Genomic DNA, 22,250 nt, shown 5'->3' on the forward strand with positions numbered 1-22,250 from the left:
TCCCCTTTCTTAGCGATTTGCAGCTTCCTGCTGTTTAGATGAATTTGGTTTTGCAGAGGAGTTCGCTAAAAAGGCGCTCATTACTGCTTCTTCTTCAGATAATCCGGCTAATTTTTGCTCTTCAATCAAATGAATCATCCGTTTATAATCCTTTGGAATGACTTTGACAAATTTTCTAACACACTTTTCCCAGTCTTCTAGAACACAGCTAGCCTTTACACTTTGTGTGTAACGCAAATGGTTTTCGATCAACTGTTTTAGCTCACCTTGGTCGGCAGCAGTTGATACCGATTCAAATTCAATTAATTCTTGATTACACAAATGCTTAAATGCATCCTTGTCTTCCACTAAAACATAGGCAATTCCGCCGGACATTCCAGCTGCAAAATTTTTACCAACATCACCCAAAATAACAACACGTCCGCCAGTCATATACTCACAGCCATGGTCACCTATTCCTTCAACAACAACATTTACTCCGCTGTTACGAACAGCAAAACGTTCGCCTGCACGACCATTAATATAAGCTTCACCACTAGTTGCACCGATAAAGGCGACATTCCCAGCAATAACGTTTTCTCCAGAGGCGATTTTCATATGCTCTTCTGCTCTGACAATAATCTTTCCGCCAGATAGACCTTTACCAACATAATCATTCGCGTCCCCAGTAAGTTCAAGAGTCATTCCTTTTGGTACAAAGGCACCAAAGCTTTGTCCGGCAGAACCGGTAAATCGTAAGGTAATGGTATCCTCTGGAAGTCCATCTTCACCGTAGCGTTTGGAAATTTCACTTCCGACGATGGTTCCCGCCACGCGGTTGATGTTTGAAATTGGGAAGCTTAGATCTACAGGTGTTCCCAGCTCTAAAGCTGGTTGAACAGCCGGAAGAATGTGTTTAATATCAAGTGATTCGTTAATTCTATGATTTTGTGGAGTTTTGAAGGTCCGGTGTCCTTCAGGTTTATAAAGTAACGATGTTAAATCCAAATGCTGTGCCTTCCAATGAGCCTTTGCCCGCTCACTTAGGGATAATACATCAGCGCGGCCGACCATTTCCTCAACACTTCTGAAACCAAGCTCAGCCATAAGTTCACGCACTTCCTGTGCAATGAAACGCATAAAGTTAACGATATAATCTGCTTCACCCGTGAACTTTCTGCGAAGCTCAGGGTTTTGAGTGGCAATCCCAACTGGGCATGTATCCAAATGACAAACACGCATCATCACACAGCCAAGGACAACAAGTGGTGCGGTTGCAAAGCCAAATTCCTCCGCTCCAAACAAGGCTGCCATCACAACATCTTTACCTGTCATTAATTTACCGTCTGTTTCAAGCACAACCCGATCACGTAAACCATTCAGCATAAGCGTTTGGTGTGCCTCTGCTAATCCCAGTTCCCAAGGCAATCCAGCGTGCTGAATGCTTGTTTTCGGCGATGCACCCGTTCCGCCATCGTAGCCGCTGATGACAATCACATCTGCTACTGCTTTTGCCACACCAGCAGCAATCGTTCCAACCCCGCCTTTTGAAACAAGCTTAACGCTGATACGGGCATCACGGTTGGCATTTTTCAAATCATGAATCAGCTGTGCCAAATCTTCGATGGAGTAAATATCATGGTGCGGCGGCGGTGAAATTAAGCTGACTCCCGGTGTTGCACCTCGGACGTCGGCAACCCACGGATAAACTTTTGTACCCATCAATTGTCCGCCTTCTCCAGGTTTTGCTCCTTGTGCCATTTTAATTTGCAGCTCTTCGGCATTAACAAGATAATGACTCTTTACTCCAAAACGTCCAGAAGCAACCTGCTTGATCGCACTTCCTCTGTTGTCACCATTTTCATCGATTACGAAGCGGCTTGAATCTTCTCCGCCTTCACCTGAGTTGCTTTTTCCACCTAAACGGTTCATGGCAATCGCTAATGTTTCATGTGCTTCCTTACTAATGGATCCAAACGACATTGCACCAGTCTTAAAGCGGCGGACAATTGAATCTACTGACTCTACTTCTTCAATCGGCACAGCTTGTTGTATTCCATTAAAGGAGAATAGGTTACGTAAGAAGCCAAGTCTTTCATCATTTGCCTGCGTTGAGTATTTTTTAAACAATTCATAATCACCATTACGACAAGCCCATTGCAATGTATGAATAGTTCCAGGATTAAAGGCATGGTGTTCCCCATCATGTCTCCATTGAAAATTACTTCCTGATTCTAAGGTCTTTTCGGTTGATCCAGCATAAGCCTCCGCGTGACGGAGCTTCGCTTCCTGGGCGATAGTGTCTAAACCAATCCCACCAAGCTGGGAAACTGTTCCAGTGAAGTAGGTATCGATAACCTCAGAGCTGATCCCAACAGCTTCAAAAATTTGTGCACCACGGTAGCTTTGTACGGTTGAAATCCCCATTTTTGACATGACCTTCACAACGCCCTCAGTCATGGCATAGATATACTTCTTCACCGCTTCTTGATAGGTGAATGGTAAAGTTCCTTCCGCGATAGCCTGCTGATAGGTAGCGAACGCAAGATAAGGGTTAATCGCATCAACACCATATCCGAGCAATACCGCAAAATGGTGAACTTCTCTCACTTCCCCTGTTTCAATAAGGATACTCGCCTTCGTTCTTAATCCTTCACGAATCAAGTGTTGATGAAGGGTGCTCACTGCCAATAACGATGGTATCGCTACCTCTTTTTCATTGATATTTCGATCAGACAGGATAATTAAGCTTGCTCCGTCTGCAATTGCTTGATCTGCTTGACGGCAAATTTCCTTAAGGCTATTCTCTAAATCATTTGCGAACAGAATGTCGATTACGTTGCTTTTAAATGAATCGTTCGTCTTTAAATCTTCAAGCCAGCTGTTGGTCAGAACTGGTGTTTCCAACTGAATCCGACGACTATTTTCTGCCGATGGGTGAAGTAAATTACCTTCTGCACCTAAATAGGAAATGGTAGAAGTAACAATTGCTTCACGAATCGAGTCAACTGGCGGATTGGTTACTTGGGCAAATAATTGCTTAAAGTAGTTAAACAAAGTTTGAGGACGGTCTGATAAAACAGCAAGCGGCATATCATTCCCCATTGCCCCTAAAGGATCCTTGCCTTCAGTAACAGCTGGAAGGATGTATTTTTGAATATCTTCATACGTATATCCAAAGGCTTTTTGAAGGGTCAGTATATCAGCCCGACTCTCTCCCTCAGCCTCTACACTCTCTTCCAAGCGAACAAGCTGATCATTTAACCATTGCTGATAGGGCTGTTGACTCGCCAACTGTGATTTAATTTCCTCATCGGAAATAATTCGTCCTTCTTCTAAATCAATCAATAGCATTTTCCCTGGGCGAAGACGCTCTTTGTACAATACCTTTTCCGGCTCTACATCGATGACTCCAACCTCTGATGAAAAAATAATGTAATCATCTTCTGTAACGTAATAACGTGCCGGACGTAGTCCATTCCGATCCAAAATAGCACCAATTTGTTTGCCGTCAGTGAAAGAAATAGCGGACGGTCCATCCCAAGGCTCCATTAAAGTACTGTGAAATTCATAAAAAGCTCTTTTTTCCTCTGTGATATGAGGATTTTCAGACCATGGCTCTGGGACAAGCATCATCGCTGCATGTGCTGGCTTTCGGCCGGCGAGCACTAAAAATTCAAGCGCATTGTCTAAAATCGATGAATCACTTCCATCTGTATCAAGGATTGGCAGAACTTTTTCCAAATCAGTTCCAAACGCCTCTGAAACAAATTGACTTTCCCGCGCCTTCATCCAGTGAATATTTCCCTGAAGTGTATTAATCTCGCCGTTGTGAATTAAATAACGGTTTGGATGTGCCCTTTCCCAGCTCGGAAATGTATTTGTACTAAAGCGCGAATGCACTAAAGCAAACGCAGAGACAAAATTCTCATTCTGCAGATCCAAATAGAACTGATCTACTTGCTCTGGCGTTAACAGACCTTTGTATACAATCGTCCTGCTAGAAAAACTAGCAAAATAAAACCGATATTCAGAATCCTTTGCCCATTTTTCCGCTTGTTTCCTAATTACGTACAATTTTCGTTCTAACGCTAAAGTATCCGTACTATTTTCATTCTCACCAACAAACAACTGGCGAATCACAGGACAGCTTTCCTGTGCCGTTACCCCTATTGGTTCAGCATTGACCGGCACAGTTCTCCAGCCAAGAACCGTTTGCCCCTCTTGTTCGACCATTTTATTGATATAGTTTTCAATTTCTTCCCGTTCACGATCATCCTTAGAAAAAAACAGCATCCCCACACCGTATTTTCCTTTTTCCGGTAAGTTGATTCCTGAACATTCTTGGCGGAAAAATTGGTCCGGTATTTGTACCATAAGTCCCGCGCCATCGCCTGTAAGCGGGTCACTTCCCTGTCCGCCGCGATGATCTAATTGACAAAGCATTTTTAGTCCTTTTGCCACAATATCATGTGTGGCATTTCCTTTTATGTGAGCATATAAGCCGATTCCACAAGCATCATGTTCAAATTCTGGACGGTAGAGACCTTGTGCTTTTGGTAGTTGATGATACGTCATATCTAATCTCTCCCTGTAGGTTAAATTTGTCGAAATATTCATATCCACTATTTTAGGTTTTCTAATTTATATAAACAATATATAATTTATATCAAATCAATCTAATTCTTATATAAATGAAAGGAGGAATAACAATGGAGCTTCGTCAATTACGTTATTTAATCGAAGTGGCGGAACGGCAGCATGTTACAGAGGCAGCTGATAATCTTAACGTGGCACAATCGGCCGTTAGCTATCAAATTACCAAACTAGAAGAGGAGCTAGGGGTTAAGTTATTAGAAAGAGTCGGCAGGAACATTAAGATTACACCAATTGGAAAAGTTTTCCTTAAATTTGCAATTAGTGCTTTAAAAACATTAGATGAAGGAAAGGAAAAAGTAGAAGAATATCTCAATCCACTAGGAGGAACGCTTCATATTGGATATCCTTCAAGTCTTTCCATCTATTGGCTTCCAAATCTTATCTCGGCTTATAAGGAAGTGGCTCCAAATGTTAATTTCCATTTGCGGCATGGCTCCTATGCCTACTTAATTGATGCGGTAAAAAAAGGTGAAATTGATTTGGCCTTTCTCGGCCCTGTTCCCATGAAGGAACCCGATCTCGATGCAAAGATTTTATTTATGGAAAATATCGTGGCATTGATTCCTGAGCGTCACCCCTTGGCTGATAAACGAAGTTTGAATTTAGGTGACTTGCGGACAGATTCATTCGTCTTATTTCCTGATGGATATGTCCTTCGAAAAATTGCGATAGATGCCTGTCATGAGGCTGGGTTTGAACCGAACATTGTGTCTGAAGGGGAGGATATGGATGCGTTAAAAGGTCTTGTTTCTGCAGGAATCGGCGTTAGCCTATTACCTGAAAGTACTTTCTATGACTCTGTTCCTAGGTTCACAGTCAAAGTACCGATTGAAACACCTAAGGCCATGCGTACCGTTGGGGTAATTATCCCGAAGCATAGGGACATTGGACCTTCCGAAAAGAATTTCTATCAATTCCTAATCCAATTTTTCAACCGATTGGACCAGTACAAATAGATAAGTTTTGAAAAAATGACTCTCCTTGGGCTCTTTTGGGAATAATAAACAGTGTTCGTGAATTTTTAAACAAGAAAGGAGATAACTACATGCCACAAGGAGCAACTGAAACAAGCACCCTAAAAGTTGGTGATCCGGCACCGGATTTCACGGTGGAAGCCCACGGCGGCCGCAGAGTAACGTTGAGTGAATTCCGCGGATCAAAAAATGTATTTCTTTGTTTTTATCCTCTAGATTGGACCCCAGTTTGAGGCGCGCAAATGCCTTCATACGAGGATGATCTTCCTCGTTTTGAAGATTTTGATACCCAGGTCCTGGGTATTTCAGTCGACAGCGTTCACAGCCACGATGCATGGGCAAAATCAATTGGCGGAATTTCTTATCCGCTTTGTTCTGATTTCTATCCGCATGGAGAAGTTTCGGAGAATTATGGCGTTCTTCGCAAAAACAAAAGCGAACCGGCATATGGAGCCGCAGAACGTGCCCTCTTTATCATTGATAAAGAAGGAATCGTTCAATGGATTGATGTTCATCCACTTGATAAGCAGCCTGATAATGAAGAGTTGTTTGATGTTTTGCGAAAACTTTAAATCGAATATTGTTAGTAGAATATAAGGAGATTGTGTATGGAACTCTCAAGAAAAGCTATCCCATATACACCTAGCACCAAACCATTGCATGAAATGACTATCATGATTGTTTCTACTTCTGGTGTTCATCTGAAGGATCAGGAGGCATTTAACACGGACCCTTCAGTAGGAGATACAACCTTTCGTATCATTCCAGGAGATGTTGATTCCAAGAATTTAACGGTAACCCACGCAGCCCCAAAGGAGCATTATAATACGGATGCGCCGAAAGAGGATATTAACTGCGTTTTTCCTATCGATCGCCTGCGGGAGATGGTTGAGGATGGAGACCTTGGAGGAGTAGCTGAGAAACATATGACCATGATGGGTTATTCCATGCGGTTAAATATAATAAATAAGGAAACAATCCCTGCGCTGGTAAAAGAAGTGGTTCGCTCCAAAGCGGACGCAGTCCTTTTAACTGCCGGCTGACCACTCTGTCATCGCACTGTAGTTACAGTGCAGCGCGGCATTGAATCACAGGGAATACCTACAGTGTTAATTACGTTGGATGTAGAGCAATCCAGTTTAATGAGGCCACCGCGGGCTATCCATCCAGTGGGGTTCGAATTCGGACACTCCTTAGGAAAGCCTCATGATAAAACAACACAAATGAAAGTATTAATGGCAGCACTGGCGGAACTTAATGAAAGACAAGAGCCAGGAAATATACATGATGTACATTTTCCATCTTATTAATGGAAACCAAGGGAACAAAAGGGACGGTTCTCCTGGCTTTTTAAGCCAGGAGAACTGTCCCCACTGTTTCCCACTGTTTAACTGTTTATTCAAACCGGATATACCGGATGTTTTCGTTCTGAGAAAATGAGATATTTTGACGAATAAGCCTCAAAACGATTGACTAATTCTTTCCGTAATGAATTTGCTGGTATGATACCGTCAATCACCATTTCGGAAGCCAAATTATAGATATCAATATCCTCTTTATATTCCTCGCGTTTTTGTTCAATAAATGCAGCACGCTCCTCTTCTGGCAGCGCAGCAATTTTATTCGCATAAACGGCATTAACAGCCGCTTCTGGCCCCATAACCGCAATGGATGCTGAAGGTAATGCAAGACATGCATCCGGTTCAAATGCCGGGCCAGCCATTGCATAAAGGCCAGCGCCATATGCTTTACGGACGATAACTGAGATTTTTGGAACACTTGCTTCAGACATTGCCGAGATCATTTTCGCACCATGGCGAATGATTCCGGCACGTTCTACCTTTGTACCAATCATAAATCCAGGCACATCAACTAAAAACAAAAGTGGAATATGGAAGGCATCACAAAGATTAATGAATTTCGCTGCCTTATCGGCTGAATCGTGGAATAATACTCCGCCTTTAACACGCGGTTGATTGGCGATTATTCCAACAGGTTTTCCATCCATACGTGCTAGTCCTGTTATCAGTTCACCAGCAAAAAGTTTCTTAATTTCAAAGAAAGAACCTTCATCAATAATCCCATTGATTAAATCAAGCATATTAAAAGGAGAATTCTGATTTACTGGAATCAACTCTTCTAATGGTTTCTTCAATTCTTTAGGTGCCACTGCCTCACGAACTGGCGGTTTCTCTGAAAAATTAGCTGGAAAATAAGAAAGATACTCTCTAGCCCTGGAAATGGCTTCCTCTTCATTTTTCGCCAGAACATCACCACATCCTGAAACAGAACAGTGCATGCGAGCGCCGCCCATTTCCTCTAAGGTTACATGTTCACCAATAACCATTTCAGCCATCCTTGGTGAACCCAAGTACATGGATGCATTTTTATCAACCATAATAACAATGTCACAAAAAGCTGGAATGTAAGCTCCGCCAGCAGCAGATGGTCCAAACAGAATACAAATCTGAGGAATTTTCCCAGAAAGCTTTACTTGATTGTAAAAAATTCTTCCTGCACCACGACGTCCCGGGAACATTTCCACCTGATCCGTTATCCGCGCTCCAGCTGAATCTACCAAGTATAATAATGGCACTCGCAGCTTTTCAGCTGTTTCTTGGATTCGAATGATTTTTTCAACCGTCCTTGCTCCCCATGAACCAGCTTTGATGGTTGAATCGTTGGCCATCACACAAACCTGCTGGCCATTAATCTTGCCCATCCCTGTCACAACACCGTCTGCAGGAAGATCCCCCGCCATACAGTTTGCAAATAGACCATCCTCTAGCTCAAGGTCAGAGTCAAATAATAATGATAAACGATCACGGACGAACAGCTTTCCCTGTTCTTGGTTTTTCTCATGATATTTTGGAGGTCCACCCTTTTTAATTTGTTCGACTCTATCATTTAAAGTTTGTTGGAGAGGTTTCATATCCACGGTCATTTTTCCTCCTCGATTCATGTAAGTTTCTCATTCTCCAATGTAATTTGGAGTACGTTTTTCTTTAAATGCCTGTAATCCTTCTAAACGATCTTTTGTAGGAATCGTTATTTCATAGGCATTTTGCTCAATCGCAAGACCTGTGTTTAGGTCAACATCATAGCCTTTATCGATCGCGAACTTCGCTTGTGCGAGTGCAATCGGGCCATTCCGAACAATTTGTCCGGCAATTTCTAACGCTTTATCAATTAAACTTGTAAAAGGGACCGTATACTCTACTAATCCAATCTCAAGCGCTTCTTTTGCTTCAATTCGTCTAGCGGTGAATATTAGCTCTTTGGCACGTCCCTTTCCTACTAATCTTGGTAAACGCTGTGTTCCGCCTGCACCTGGAATAATTCCCAGTGATGTTTCTGTAAGACCAAGCTTCGCAGTTTCAGAGGCAATGCGGATATCACAAGCGAGCGCTAGTTCAGTACCTCCGCCAAAAGCAACACCGTTCACAGCTGCTATAACCGGTTGGGGTAGTGATTCTACAGAGTTGATATTATCGCGGATTAGAGAAACCGTCTTCCTCACCTGAATTGGATCCATTCCAGCTCGTTCTTTTAAATCAGCCCCTGCACAAAAGGCCTTCTCCCCTGCCCCTGTAATAACGATACAGCGTACTGACCGATCATATTTACATGTTAGAAGGGCGTCCGAGAGACCCTCTAACATTTCTATTGATAAAGCATTGGCAGCTTCCGGCCTATTTAACGTGATCATCACAATTCCATTATCCAGCTTGTTAACTAATATTGTTTTACTCATGATCTCACCCTTCTCACACGGTACTCCCAAGCGTTCCACCAAGCCCGGAGCTGGCTGCTTGGAAACTTTTACTAGGTAAAGTTCTGCCTATCTTTTCCTGAATAAATTGCGAAGCATGAAGTAACTTATGCTGATCGACTCCAGTGTGAATACCCATCCCATTAAGCATATAGAGTAAGTCGTCTGTTGCTACGTTTCCAGCTGCCCCAGGCGCATATGGACATCCCCCTAAGCCCCCAAGGGATGAATCAAAAATGGTAATACCCATTTCTAACGATACTAAGATATTGGCCAAAGCTGTTCCCCTTGTATCATGAAAATGCATGGCTAATTTATCTGCAGGAAATCTTTTCAATAAGACTTCCAAAACTTCTTGAACTTGCTTTGGATTTGCGACACCAATTGTATCCCCGAGGGACAGCTCTTCAATCCCCATTTCAAATAATGCTTCAGATACTTTTATGACCGCTTCAATATCCACATGTCCTTCATACGGACAGCCAAAAACAGTGGAAACATACCCTCTGGTTGATTTTCCAGCTGTGAGGGAATCTCTGACCAAATCTCTTAAAACAGGGAGAGTTTGATCAATACTCTTATTAATGTTTTTAAGATTATGAGTTTCACTTGCTGACATAAATACAGCAACTTCATCTATGTTTGCTTGAAAAGCCCGTTCCAAGCCTTGAAGGTTTGGAACGAGTGCTGTATAGGTCACACCAGGCACTTTGGTAATGCCAGTTGCAACAGCTACGGCATCAGAAAGTGCAGGAATCCATTTTGGATTAACAAAGGAGGTAATTTCAATATGTTTTAGTCCACTTTCTGATAATTGATTAATCCAAACAATTTTATCTTCTGTTGAAATAAAGGTCTTTTCATTTTGTAATCCATCACGAGGACCAACTTCTTTAATCGTTACCCTATCCGGCCACTTCATCGCTCCATCTCCATTCCACCTTACCAAGGATTATTCGACTACTACTATGACGTCGCCTTCATTTACAAATTCGCCTTCTGCCACTTTTACTTCTTTGACCGTTCCATCAAATTCAGCGGCAATTGGGATTTCCATTTTCATCGATTCTAAAATTACAACATCCTGACCCTCCTCTACTTGATCTCCAACTTGAACTAATACCTTCCAAACACTTCCTGCCATACTTGCAATGATTTCACTCATGATTATTCCTCCTATTTAACCTTGTTGGTTTTATTTGTTTTTAAGTACTTACTGACAAAGTCTGTTGTCGTATCACCTGTATGGAACGCCGAATGAGCAACAACTTCTCGCAGCATAGGAATGTTTGTTTTAATTCCTTCAATATGATAATCAGCCAATGCAGCTTGCAGGCGATTGATTGCCTCTTCACGATTACTGCCTTTGACTACAAGCTTTGCAATCATTGGATCATAAAAAGGGGTGACAACGGATTGACCGTGAATGGCTAATTCATGTCGAACTCCCGGTCCGTTAGGCAGCTCTAATTTGGTTATTTTTCCAGGTGAAGGGAAAAATGTTTTGGGGTCTTCTGCATAGATTCTAACCTCAATAGCATGACCCTCACGTTTTACCTCTTCCTGGGAAAAATTCAAAGGTTGACCTGCGGCAACTTGCAATTGTTGTTCGACTAAGTCTAATCCTGTAATTTCTTCTGTAACCGGGTGCTCCACTTGCAAGCGAGTATTCATTTCTAGAAAGTAGAAGTTTTGCTCTTCATCTACTAAGAACTCGATGGTTCCTGCATTTTTATACCCAATAGATTTTGCCGCTTTGACAGCAGCCTCGCCCATCTTGGTCCGGGTATCTTCGGTTATAAACGATGATGGAGCTTCCTCTACAACTTTTTGATGGCGACGCTGAATAGAACACTCACGTTCCCATAGGTAAACGGTATTTCCAAAACCGTCAGCTAAAATTTGAATCTCAATATGTCTTGGATTTGCAACAAATTTTTCAATATACATCGATCCATCACCAAAGAAATCAGTAGCCCGCTTTTGGTTCCCGGTAAAGGCTTTTCGAATTTCATCGCCGTTTTGGACCACCTGCATTCCAATTCCTCCGCCCCCAGCGGAGGCTTTCAGCATAACCGGATAACCGATGGAGTCGGCCACTTCTACCGCTTCCTCTGCATCCGATAGTGGGTAGGTAATCCCTGGTACAACAGGAACACCTGCTTCCTCCATCACTTTGCGTGATTCAATCTTACTCCCCATTTTCGAAATAACAGTTGGAGAAGGTCCGATGAATATAAGACCAGCATCTTCACAACGGCGGGCAAATTCAGCATTCTCAGAAAGCAGGCCATATCCAGGGTGGATTGCCTCAGCTCCTGAAAGCTTTGCGACCTCTAGTATCTTATTAATATTTAAATAGCTTTCTGCTACCTGGGAACCCCCGATTAAATAGGCCTCATCCGCTATTTTTACATGTGGAGCGTCCGCATCAGCTTCTGAGTATACTCCAATCGTTGTAATACCTAAGGCTTTGCATGTACGGATTACACGAACAGCAATTTCGCCGCGATTAGCAATTAACACCTTTTTGAACATGCCTTTCCACCCTTTCTAGCGCTTCTTTCAATATCAATACGCGTAAGCTTTATTACAAAGATATGTAAAAATTTAATGATTTATTTTTTTAACAAAATGAAACTCCTAATCTTGTAAATGGAACCAGTCATTTGCCAAGCATGTTCCTGACAAATGACTAGCCCTGCCTATTACCTTTTCACGGATGCCTTTTCAGCAACTATTCTTTGTATTTGTGCAACGGTAGCTGGATCTTCTAGTCCTGTAATGTCGCCTTGAACTTTACCTGAAACAACAATTTCTTTTAATAAACGGCGCATGATTTTTCCGCTGACTGTTTTGGGCAGCATATCTGTAAAAATAATTGATTTAGGCGCTGCAATCTTACCAATTTGTTGAATGATGTGAGCATTTATTTGTTGCTTTAATTCTTCTGTTTCTTTATAGCCATCAACGAGTCGGACGAACACGAGCGGAACTTCTCCTTTTATTTCATCAGGGATTCCAATGATGGCAGTTTCAGATACACCCTCAGTTTCTAGCACCGCGCTTTCCATCTCCATGGTACTTAAACGATGTCCAGCTACATTAAACGCATCATCCGAACGGCCAACTACCCATAAATATCCGTCATCATCGATTAATGCCAGGTCACTGGCATAATAACAGCCATCAACTTGGCTAAAATACGAGGCGTAATAGCGCTCAGGTTCTTTCCAAAGTGTCCGGCATAGCATCGGAAATGGTTTTCGAATAACGAGATTTCCCAGCCTTCCAGATTGTACTGGATTGCCTTCTTCATCTACGACATCCATAACAGCACCTAAAAAGGCAGTACCCGCGGCACCAGGTTTCATTGGCGTCAGCCAAGCAGCTCCAGCAATAGGTGACCCCGCTGTTTCGGTTTGCCCCCACGTATTATTGATATATACTTTTTTCTTTCCTAACACATCATATGTCCAGTACCAGGTCTCCGGATCAAAAGGTTCTCCAACAAGGGAAATTACATCGAGACAAGATAAATCAAATTTCTCTACTGCCTTTTCTCCCATACTTTTTAACATTCTTAAAGCAGTTGGAGCAGTAAACAGTTTATTCACCCTGTATTTCTCAATGATTTGATAAAAACGGTCCTTTGTTGGATAATCAACGGAACCTTCATAGACAACGGTGGTTACACCATTTGCTAAGGCACCCGTAATTCCCCAAATATGCATCGTTAACCAACCAATATCCGCGGTACACCAGAAAACATCGTCAGGATGATGATCCATATGATACTTGGCATATATGTAGTTCTGAATGACAAAAGCCATGCCGGAATGCACGACACCTTTTGGTTTACCGGTGGTACCACTTGTATAAAATACAATACCGCTCTCATTCGCTTCTAATCTCTCAGGTTCACAAACAATGCTTGCTGCTTTTGTTTGCTCATGCCACCAGTAATCCCGGCCTTCTTTCATTTGAACATCAGTACCTAATCTGTTTACCACAATGACAGCTTCGATTGACGGGATAGATGGTACAACATGATCGACTTTTTCTTTCAAAGGAATCAAGTTACCCCGACGCTTTGTTGCGTCTGCAGTGACCAGTACCTTAGGCTCAAAATTAATCAGTCTGTCAGTCAATGATTTTTCGGAATAACCTGAGAAAATCGTATTGTATATAGCACCAATTCGAAAACAAGCTAAAACGGAAATAATGGCTTCTGCCAGATTTGGAAGAAAAATAGCGACACAATCGCCTTTTTTTACACCGAATGATTTAAGAACATTCGCAAATCGATTTACTTCTGCTAGAAGCATATTATAGGTGTAAAATTTGCTGTCCCCGTTTTCACCCTCCCAAATCAGTGCAGTTCGGTTTCCTGCACCATTTTTGATATGATGGTCAAGTAAATTTATACTCGGGTTACTAATGCCACCGGTAAAGAAGCGGAAGTCAGGAAGTTCTCCACTAATAGTTTCATTCCATGGTTCATACCAAACCAGTTCGCGTGCTGTACGATCCCAGAATGACGCAGGATCTTCTTGAGATTGTTTAAGTAGTTGTTGAAAAGCTTCGGTGCTTCCAATGGAGGTTGAACGCACTTTTTCTTCTGCTGGATAAATGAGTTTACTATTTGAAACGACTTGTAATATTCCACTGATATCCATTTCATGGCTCCTTTAACAATTGTATTTATTGATTAACATCCAATTTGTTTAGCAATGACCATTCGTTGAACTTCAGATGTTCCTTCACCAATTTCCAAGAGTTTTGCATCACGGAAGAATCGCTCAACTTGATATTCCTTCATATATCCATATCCGCCATGAATTTGAACCGCTTGGTCACATGCACGCATACATATTTCCGAAGCAAATAATTTCGCGAATGCCGCTTCCTTCTTAAATACTCGACCTTGATCCTTTAACCAAGCTGCTTTGTAAACCATATTCCGTGCTAATTCGATATTCATTGCCATGTCAGCCAACTTAAATTGGATTGCCTGGAAGTTAGATAAACTTTTTCCGAACTGTTTTCTTTCTTTTGCATATTGGAGAGATTTTTCATATGCGCCTTGAGCAATACCCACCGCCATGGCACCAATTCCAATTCTTCCACCATCAAGGGTAGCTAAGAATTGTTTGTAACCGTTTCCAATTGTGCCTAGCAGATTTTCTTTCGGAACTCTTATATTGTCCATGATAAGTTCTGTCGTATTGGAGGAATGCAGACCCATTTTTTCGTAGTTGTCAATCACAGTGAATCCCGGAGAGTCAGTAGGAACAATAAATGCGCTGATACCATTGATTCCTTTTGAGCGGTCTGTTACCGCTGTTACTGCCAGGTGCTTCGCGTAGCTTGCATTGGTGATGAAACATTTAGAGCCATTAATGACCCACTCATCTCCATCAAGAACTGCTGTTGTTTGGGTTCCCCCTGCATCGGAGCCTGCATTTGGTTCAGTCAGACCAAATGCCCCGAAGGATTCACCGGTACAAATGGGTGTTAAGTATTTTTCTTTCTGCTCATGAGTACCAAATAAATTAAGTGGCGCCCCTCCTAATGAAATATGTGCCGAATATGTAATTCCTGTTGAAGCACAAACACGACTTAGTTCTTCAACGACAATTGCAAAGCTGATTGTGTCTGCTTCACCACCCCCATATTGTTCAGGAAAAGGAAGACCCATGATACCTAACTCAGATAATTTCGAAAAAATCTCCTTAGGAAAATCACCTGTTCGATCACGTTCATCTGCCCCGGGAGCAACCTCTGCATCTGCGAAGTCTCGAATTAAATCACGGATCATCTCTTGTTCTTTCGTTAAATCAAAATTCATTGATTTACAACTCCTTTCAAACTCTGATTGTTTTTAACAAAAAATAATAAAACAAACTAGTAAACTCACTATTCTGCGCACAGACCCCCTTTCATTACTGTCTTAATTTTCTTATAATCAGAATATAACGATTAGCACTATTATGCTATGTACATTTTCATGAATATAGTTGTGATAAATTTGTGACTTTTACACAAATACATAAAAAGGACCGAAATGTAAAATAAATTTGATAGAGGGTGGTGATGAACGATGCAAGATACATTAACTCATCGGCAGCTAAAGTCCTTAATACATGTGTCCAACGTTATAAATTCCAAATTGGATATCAATACGATTTTTGAATCCATCATGAGTGAAACGATATCTGTTGTTGAAGCTGCTGGGGGTGGCTCTATATGGATTTTTGACAAAATCCAGAATCGACTAATCGCACAATCCGCGCAAGGATTATTTTATCCACATATTTTTAGGCAAATTAAACTTGTTAGCGGTGAATCCATGACGGGGATGACTTTTGCAGCAAAAAAATGTCTTATTTTTTGGGATGAAGGAGAAGTTAAACAAGCACTGTCTACATTAACTCCATACAATAGAGATTTATTGGATCGGTCGATTCCGAGTAATTTTCATTTTACATCTGTGATTTCTTCCCCTATTTTACAAAATGGAAAATGTATCGGGGTCATTACATTGGACTCATTTGAACAATCTTTACAGTTTAAGCAAGAGGATATTAATCTATTGGAAGCGATTTGCCATCAGGCAGCAATTGCCTTGGAAAAATCTAGTCTTTACAACGAAAAGGAAATAATGGTTCGCAAGCTTTCCCATTCTATTGAAATACATCGGAACTTAGCAAATCTTGTTGTAAATGGAGAAGGAATTCAATCGATAATGAATTATATACATAAAACAATTGGACAGCATTTGTTCCTCTTTGATGAAATAGGAGAGCTTAGGGCTTCCGCCTGCCATTCCTCATTTTCTATTGAAATGACAGAATTTATGAAAGCGTATGCAAAACATATTATCCTAACACTAGAAAACTCACATACCGTTTCCGAAATTACCTTAATTGATGATCCGTATCAATTAGTTGTATTGCCACTTGGATCGAAACAAAAGTCTCTAGGCGGGCTAATCATCCTTTCAAAGCAAAAAATGAGTAAAGTGGATATTGCCGCTCTTGAACATGCTTGTACGGTCATTTCACTTGAACTTGTAAAAGAGCAAGCCGTTTTTGAAACACAGCAGCGTTTAAGAGGAGAATTCGTGACCAAGCTATTTTCTGGACAAATTGATGAGGTACTGATTCAGAAAGCAAAAAACTTAAATTTCGATCCTAACTGGAATTACGTGGCGATTATTATTAATGCAAAAGATAAGGTAAACGAGCACAATGTGACCAGTGATCCCGTTATCAGAAATTTACTCCATATGACCAATAGGACATTGCCTGGGAGGAACTTTCAAGTAACGGCAGTAAAAGATAAAAATCAAATCGTTGCTCTACTTTCCTTGGATTCGAGAGTTTCATCATCCAATATTGTGGCTGAAATTAAGGAACTCGCAAAAAAGTTACAGCTGGAGATTAATCATAAATACAGTGACATAGAAGTTTCCATAGGTATAGGAAGAATGAAACAAGGTCTTACTCTCATCCATGAGTCATTTGTAGAAGCGACAAAGTGCATAAAATTCCTCAAAAACTACTCATTTGATGATAGAGTCATTAGTTATACAGATCTTGGCGTACAGAGGTTTATTTTACAGAATTCAAAGGAGGAATTAATCGATTTTATCCAAGAAGTATTAGGGGCTCTTATTCAATACGAACAATCTAGAAAAGGTGAATTGTTAAGCACGCTGATTGTTTACTTAGACCAAAATCAAAACATTAAGAAAACGGCCGACTCTCTGCATATTCACACGAATACCTTAAGCTATCGTTTAAAGCGAATTGAAGAAATTCTTGTAACAAACCTGAATGATAGTCAATCCCTATTTAATATTCAATTAGCGATAAATATTTATCAGTTTATAAAAGGTAAAGATCCCTTACAGCCAACCAAAGGCTAAAAAGAAAAGCAACTACCTGGAAACAGGAAAAAAAGCCTATCTGTTTAGCAGAAGACATTAGGTACTATTATCTGAAAAGAAATGATAGATAAGTTCTATTGGTTCATTTTTCCAAATATGGTGATTTTTCAGTTAATAAAGACGCTATCCTCTGGTAATATACTTAATAACTACCATTTATTTCTATACTCGAAACAAATGGCAGCTATTACATACTGGGGGGAATATCTATGAAAAAGTTTTCAAAGGCTGTTATTCCAGCCGCCATGGCATTAACAATGACACTTTCAACTACTGCCTTTGCTGGACCTCAATCAAATCCAAACGGACCTTATATTGAGGGAGAACAGAATATCTCTTTATCAAGCTACATGTCTAATGAGGAACTAACAAAAACACTACAGAAACTAGAGGCATCCTCTAAGGGGAAAATGAAATTAGAAGTTGTCGGATATTCTAACCATTCATTAGATGGATATAAAACCGAAGCTGAACAGGGAGATCCATTGTATGTTGTCAAATTCGGTGATGCCAATCCAAACAAAAAAAGAATATTAATTACGACACAAATTCATGGTAACGAACAAATTGGAACAGAAGCTGCCATTGATATTATTCAAAAACTATCAAGCGGCGGACAGGAAATCGATGAAATACTAGATAAAGTTTCCATTTGGATTATGCCTAGGATTAATCCAGAAGGATCAGATAATACATTTGAAGGAAAATGGTACCCTACCCGTTATACACACCAAACCTGGCTTCCAGAAAATATAGCTCTGCCTGCAGGTACTGTGGCGCCTTGGTACTATAACGCAGATGGCAGTGAAAGAGGTCAGGCAAATGATGGCCGTGTGGTTTATGGAATCCCTGGTTATGATCAAAACCGAGACTACAATCCGAATTTAGATTTTAGAGTAGAAGATGAAGATAAAAGTAAAGTTGCAGCCTTTTTAAATAGTAATGCAACCAATAATAGCAATTATGGCGGCTTTTATGTAACAGCTGAAGCTAGAACGGTTACAAGTGTATTTAAAGAATTTAAACCTGATGTTTACGTTGATGTTCACCACCGTGGATTTAATACACTTTCTGATGAGGACAACAGATCCGTTCCAGTCCAAGTGGCCGCAGTTGTAGCAGATCCATACACCGATCCATTCTCAGGTAAACAATATGAAGTTGATGAAGAGGTATTAAAGCTTGGCAAACAAGTTAATGCGCTGGCCAATCTTGCTCTTCAGAGAGGTAACTCACATTATGGTGCCATTCAAAAATATCCTGATGTTAACCTTCCAGGTACTGCACTTGGAGCGTTTGCTTTAAATGATGCAGCCATCATGCTGATTGAAATTAAAGGACAAAGTCAGACACTTGGGCAAAAACAGGCAGGTATGCTGAAAGAAACCGTAAAAGTACCATTATTTGAAGTATTTAAAGGGCTTGCCGACGGATCGATTCATGATGTGGATACAGCGATTTATGACGCCATTCCAGAATCAACGAACAGAATTGAAGATCCTACGACAAGGGATTAATCGATTCTTATAGAAGAACATACATTGAGACTGACCCAATTTGGAGTCAGTCTTTTCTATTGTAGACTCAAAAAAAACAAAGCACATTGCTCTGATATGCTTTGTTCCCTTACTAACCTTTAATTAACTTTTTCATCCAAATGCGCTAATAGGATCGGTTTCCTCTAATATATTTAAACTTTCAATCTCTTTAATGACTTGAACATTACTCGGGAGAAGTACAAGCGCTTTATTTACTACTGTAATTTCATATTCGATCTCACAGACAGCTGGTACTTGTCCAATAATTCTTTGAGCCACTTCAAATGGTACTTCTACTTGAGCGATTCTGTGACCGTTGGAAACCCCTTTTTCGTTAGAAAGAGCTTGCTTTTTACTAAGAATATGAATTTCTCCAGCTGGAACTAAATGACCTTCATCATTCTTGAAATCATATGTCTGTGCATAAATAATAACTTCCTGCCGTTTCATGTGTACATTTCACCTCCATTTATTAACAATTCATAATAATTATAAGTTCTCAATTAAGAACATTCAAGTGAAACCGGAGAAAAAGGCAAAACCGTCCCTGAGTAAACGGTTTTGCCCAATAAAAAAACAATGTATGCTTATATGATTTCTCCATTACTTTCAATCACTTTTTTATACCAATGAAACGATTCTTTCCTTGTTCTCTCGAGTGTTCCACTTCCGTCATCGTTCTTGTCAACGTAAATAAATCCATAGCGCTTGGACATTTCACCAGTCGACATACTGACTAAGTCTATACAACCCCAGGCTGTATAACCCATCAGCTCCACTCCATCTTCTATGGCCTCTCCCATGGCACGCACATGTTCGCGGAGGTAATCGATACGGTAGTCATCATTTATAGAACCGTCATCCTCCATTTGGTCATACGCCCCTAAGCCATTTTCAACGACAAATAGAGGGACTTGGTATCTTCCATAAAGCTTGTTTAAGCTGATACGTAAACCAATCGGATCAATCTCCCAGCCCCAATCACTTGCCTTTAAGAATGGGTTTTTCACACCGCCAACAATATTTCCTTGGGCTTTTTCCTCTTCAGACTTTTCTTTTTTATCCGTACGAGACATGTAATAACTTAACCCTATATAATCTACTGTACCTTCTTTTATTACGTCCAAATCACCATCTTGAATCTCTAATTCGATATTTTTCTCCTTAAAAAAGCGCTTAATGAAGGCTGGATACTCCCCACGTACATGGACATCGGCGCAGAAATAATTAAAGAGTTCCTCTTCTTTTAAGGCATACATAATGTTTTCAGGACTGCAATCGTAAGAATACACAGGTGCAAAAAGAATCATACAGCCAATTTTTGAACCAGGAATGATCTCCTTACAGGCTTTTACTGCGATAGCACTGGCAACAAATTGATGATGGAAAGCCTGGAATGTCTCCTGGTAACGTTTCTCCTCATTTTGTGGAGAAAAGCCCATACTCATAATTGGCATCTTCAAGGCACCGTTAATTTCATTGAAGGTCATCCAATATTTCACTTTATCTTTATAACGCTTAAGAATGACATTGGCATATTTCTCAAAGAAGGTAACAACCTGACGATTTCTCCAGCCCCCAAATTCTTTTACTAGGTGCAGTGGCATTTCATAGTGAGAAATCGTTACTACAGGTTCAATCCCATACTTTAATAATTCATCAAAAACCTGATCGTAAAAAGCCAAACCTTCTTCATTTGGTTCAAGCTCATCACCATTTGGGAAAATCCTTGTCCAAGCAATTGACATCCGAAATACTTTAAAGCCCATTTCTGCAAACAGAGCAATATCTTCTTTGTAACGATGGTAAAAATCAATCGCTTCATGATTGGGATATATGTATTTCTCGTGATTGATTTCAAAATTAAATCCAGCAGACATTAAAATTTTCAGGCGCTCTTTTCCCCCCGGAAGTACATCGGCAATATTTAAGCCCTTGTTTCCTTCATTAAAGCCACCTTCAATTTGATTCGCTGCTGTTGCACCGCCCCATAAAAAACCTTCAGGAAATACCTTTTGTGTAGAATTCAATCCATTAAACCTCCAATCGGGTTACTGTAGTTAAAAATAGATAACATTCAATGCTTTTATTGGGAGGTTTGCATAAACAACCATCACCCACTTTTTAACTTGCTCTGTTTTTCCTTATTTATGATACCTTTGTAAAATACTCAAATAAATTCACTCATATAAGCAACACCCTTTTTCGAGCTTTTTTTGATAATATTCACTTATTAAGCGGAATCTCTCCGTCTATTTATCAGCTCGGGTGATTAACCTGATCCCTCAACATAAAGAAAAAGACGTATGCCAATTCATACGTCAATTCTTATGTCTTTTAATTAGAAAGCACCTAAAACGGAACCCTATGCTCTCACTTTATTTAGTTTATGTTCACTGACTGATTTAAATAATGTTCCACTTTTCTATTTGAAACATAGCTATGCAAAATCATACCTAAGATTACAACAAATATACCAACCCATGATAATGGGGTAGGAAGCGGTATCGATAGAAAGAGCAATTCCCCAACTAATGCAAACACAACTTCCATTGATTGCGTTGCTTCAACTGCAGCTAACTTTTGCATATTACCTCTCACCATATCTGTGGCCATAAAAAATAGGACAGTAGCAATCACACCTGAGGATAGTGCCACCAATAAGGATTGAAGACTTTGCCCTCCGCTTGGCAATCCTACGGTAAACAACCCATAGTAGGAAAGTAAAAGCCAGAATGGAAGACTTGCTAATGTCATTCCTAACACGCGTTGATAAGCATCTAACCGTCCTTCACATACGTCCATCATTTTGCGATTTCCTAAAGGATAGGCAAATGAGGCGATTAGAATTGGGACAACTCCCAATAATACATTTTCAAATGAAAGTTGCTTTGCATGTTCCATCTGCATAAGGACAATCCCTAGTAGAATGATCATTGACATGACTAGACCTCTAAAGGGTATTTTCCCTCTTTTCTGTAACGGCCCATTCTTTGTATGGATTGTTACAAAAAATAACGGAGCCAGCAGTGCGCCCGAAATAATCGTTATCTGCCATGTACCAGCGATAAGCCAGCCTGGTGAGTATGCAGAGGCAAAACATAACGGAGCATAGAATAACCCAAAGCCGACAAAGCTCCATAGAAGCCACTGTCCTGGGTTTTCTCTCATTTCTGTTAATAGCGGCCGTAGATTTTTCCTCATGATGACAATACTCAAAAGAAATGGGACCATAAAGATGTATCGGAGCGAGGCACTCCAAATCCAACTGCCTCCAGATAACTCCATGGATGCATTTAGAACAAATGTAAAAGCAAAAAAGAAAGCTGCACAAATCCCAATTACGATTGATTTCACTAAATTCACCTCTTGCC

At 40.6% G+C, this 22,250-nt stretch carries 17 protein-coding genes; 6 read left to right on the top strand and 11 right to left on the bottom strand.

The window, feature by feature from the left end:
* Window positions 1–9 precede the first annotated feature (9 nt).
* Window positions 10–4,557, bottom strand: a complete 4,548-nt coding sequence (gene gltB, locus ABC255_RS20405) for a glutamate synthase large subunit (protein ID WP_412996407.1) — start codon at window positions 4,555–4,557, stop codon at window positions 10–12.
* A 134-nt stretch (window positions 4,558–4,691) separates the two neighbouring features.
* Here gltB and gltC point away from each other — a divergent pair, with 134 nt between their 5' ends.
* The 4 genes from gltC to ABC255_RS20425 all read left to right on the top strand — a co-directional run bounded on the left by gltC (window position 4,692) and on the right by ABC255_RS20425 (window position 6,922).
* Entirely contained in the window at window positions 4,692–5,594 is a 903-nt protein-coding gene (gene gltC / locus ABC255_RS20410) for a glutamate biosynthesis transcriptional regulator GltC (protein ID WP_412996409.1), read from the top strand.
* 89 nt (window positions 5,595–5,683) lie between these two features.
* Entirely contained in the window at window positions 5,684–6,184 is a 501-nt protein-coding gene (locus tag ABC255_RS20415; RefSeq protein WP_412996411.1) for a redoxin domain-containing protein, read from the top strand.
* Window positions 6,185–6,220: 36 nt separating this feature from the next.
* Window positions 6,221–6,655 carry a glycine/sarcosine/betaine reductase selenoprotein B family protein gene (locus tag ABC255_RS20420; protein WP_412996412.1) on the top strand — a complete coding sequence of 145 codons (435 nt, stop codon included), beginning with the start codon at window positions 6,221–6,223 and terminating at the stop codon, window positions 6,653–6,655.
* Window positions 6,656–6,718: 63 nt separating this feature from the next.
* A complete protein-coding gene (locus ABC255_RS20425; RefSeq protein WP_412996414.1) occupies window positions 6,719–6,922 on the top strand; it encodes a hypothetical protein in 204 nt (67 codons plus the stop codon).
* A gap of 89 nt (window positions 6,923–7,011) precedes the next feature.
* On the opposite strand, the gene ABC255_RS20430 is transcribed toward ABC255_RS20425, so the two are convergent.
* The 7 genes from ABC255_RS20430 to ABC255_RS20460 all read right to left on the bottom strand — a co-directional run bounded on the left by ABC255_RS20430 (window position 7,012) and on the right by ABC255_RS20460 (window position 15,235).
* Window positions 7,012–8,544 (bottom strand): acyl-CoA carboxylase subunit beta, encoded by a 1,533-nt coding sequence (locus ABC255_RS20430; RefSeq protein WP_412998602.1) that lies wholly within the window; start codon window positions 8,542–8,544, stop codon window positions 7,012–7,014.
* Window positions 8,545–8,583: 39 nt separating this feature from the next.
* On the bottom strand, window positions 8,584–9,366 hold the full coding sequence (locus ABC255_RS20435; RefSeq protein WP_412996416.1) for an enoyl-CoA hydratase: 783 nt from the start codon (window positions 9,364–9,366) through the stop codon (window positions 8,584–8,586).
* A 13-nt stretch (window positions 9,367–9,379) separates the two neighbouring features.
* Window positions 9,380–10,306 carry a hydroxymethylglutaryl-CoA lyase gene (locus ABC255_RS20440; protein WP_412996417.1) on the bottom strand — a complete coding sequence of 309 codons (927 nt, stop codon included), beginning with the start codon at window positions 10,304–10,306 and terminating at the stop codon, window positions 9,380–9,382.
* Between the two features lie 30 nt (window positions 10,307–10,336).
* The gene (locus ABC255_RS20445; protein ID WP_283864750.1) at window positions 10,337–10,549 is read right to left on the bottom strand and encodes an acetyl-CoA carboxylase biotin carboxyl carrier protein subunit; all 213 of its coding nucleotides are present in this window, start codon (window positions 10,547–10,549) and stop codon (window positions 10,337–10,339) included.
* An 11-nt stretch (window positions 10,550–10,560) separates the two neighbouring features.
* Window positions 10,561–11,922 (bottom strand): acetyl-CoA carboxylase biotin carboxylase subunit, encoded by a 1,362-nt coding sequence (gene accC, locus ABC255_RS20450; RefSeq protein WP_412996419.1) that lies wholly within the window; start codon window positions 11,920–11,922, stop codon window positions 10,561–10,563.
* 170 nt (window positions 11,923–12,092) lie between these two features.
* Window positions 12,093–14,063: an acetate--CoA ligase gene (locus ABC255_RS20455; RefSeq protein ID WP_412996421.1), complete on the bottom strand. Its 1,971-nt coding sequence runs from the start codon at window positions 14,061–14,063 to the stop codon at window positions 12,093–12,095.
* A gap of 32 nt (window positions 14,064–14,095) precedes the next feature.
* Window positions 14,096–15,235, bottom strand: a complete 1,140-nt coding sequence (locus ABC255_RS20460) for an acyl-CoA dehydrogenase (protein ID WP_412996423.1) — start codon at window positions 15,233–15,235, stop codon at window positions 14,096–14,098.
* A gap of 252 nt (window positions 15,236–15,487) precedes the next feature.
* Here ABC255_RS20460 and ABC255_RS20465 point away from each other — a divergent pair, with 252 nt between their 5' ends.
* Entirely contained in the window at window positions 15,488–17,317 is a 1,830-nt protein-coding gene (locus ABC255_RS20465) for a helix-turn-helix domain-containing protein (protein ID WP_412996425.1), read from the top strand.
* Window positions 17,318–17,547: 230 nt separating this feature from the next.
* Window positions 17,548–18,855, top strand: a complete 1,308-nt coding sequence (locus ABC255_RS20470) for a M14 family zinc carboxypeptidase (protein ID WP_412996427.1) — start codon at window positions 17,548–17,550, stop codon at window positions 18,853–18,855.
* Between the two features lie 132 nt (window positions 18,856–18,987).
* Here the strand turns inward: ABC255_RS20470 and ABC255_RS20475 are convergent, their stop codons facing one another.
* The 3 genes from ABC255_RS20475 to ABC255_RS20485 all read right to left on the bottom strand — a co-directional run bounded on the left by ABC255_RS20475 (window position 18,988) and on the right by ABC255_RS20485 (window position 22,233).
* Entirely contained in the window at window positions 18,988–19,326 is a 339-nt protein-coding gene (locus ABC255_RS20475; RefSeq protein WP_412996429.1) for a hypothetical protein, read from the bottom strand.
* A 137-nt stretch (window positions 19,327–19,463) separates the two neighbouring features.
* Window positions 19,464–20,906, bottom strand: a complete 1,443-nt coding sequence (locus tag ABC255_RS20480; protein ID WP_412996431.1) for a glycoside hydrolase family 1 protein — start codon at window positions 20,904–20,906, stop codon at window positions 19,464–19,466.
* A 352-nt stretch (window positions 20,907–21,258) separates the two neighbouring features.
* The gene (locus ABC255_RS20485) at window positions 21,259–22,233 is read right to left on the bottom strand and encodes a DMT family transporter (protein ID WP_412996433.1); all 975 of its coding nucleotides are present in this window, start codon (window positions 22,231–22,233) and stop codon (window positions 21,259–21,261) included.
* Window positions 22,234–22,250: the final 17 nt, after the last annotated feature.

This window comes from Neobacillus canaveralius (genome assembly GCF_047237705.1).
Lineage (GTDB): Bacteria > Bacillota > Bacilli > Bacillales > Cytobacillaceae > Neobacillus > Neobacillus niacini_K.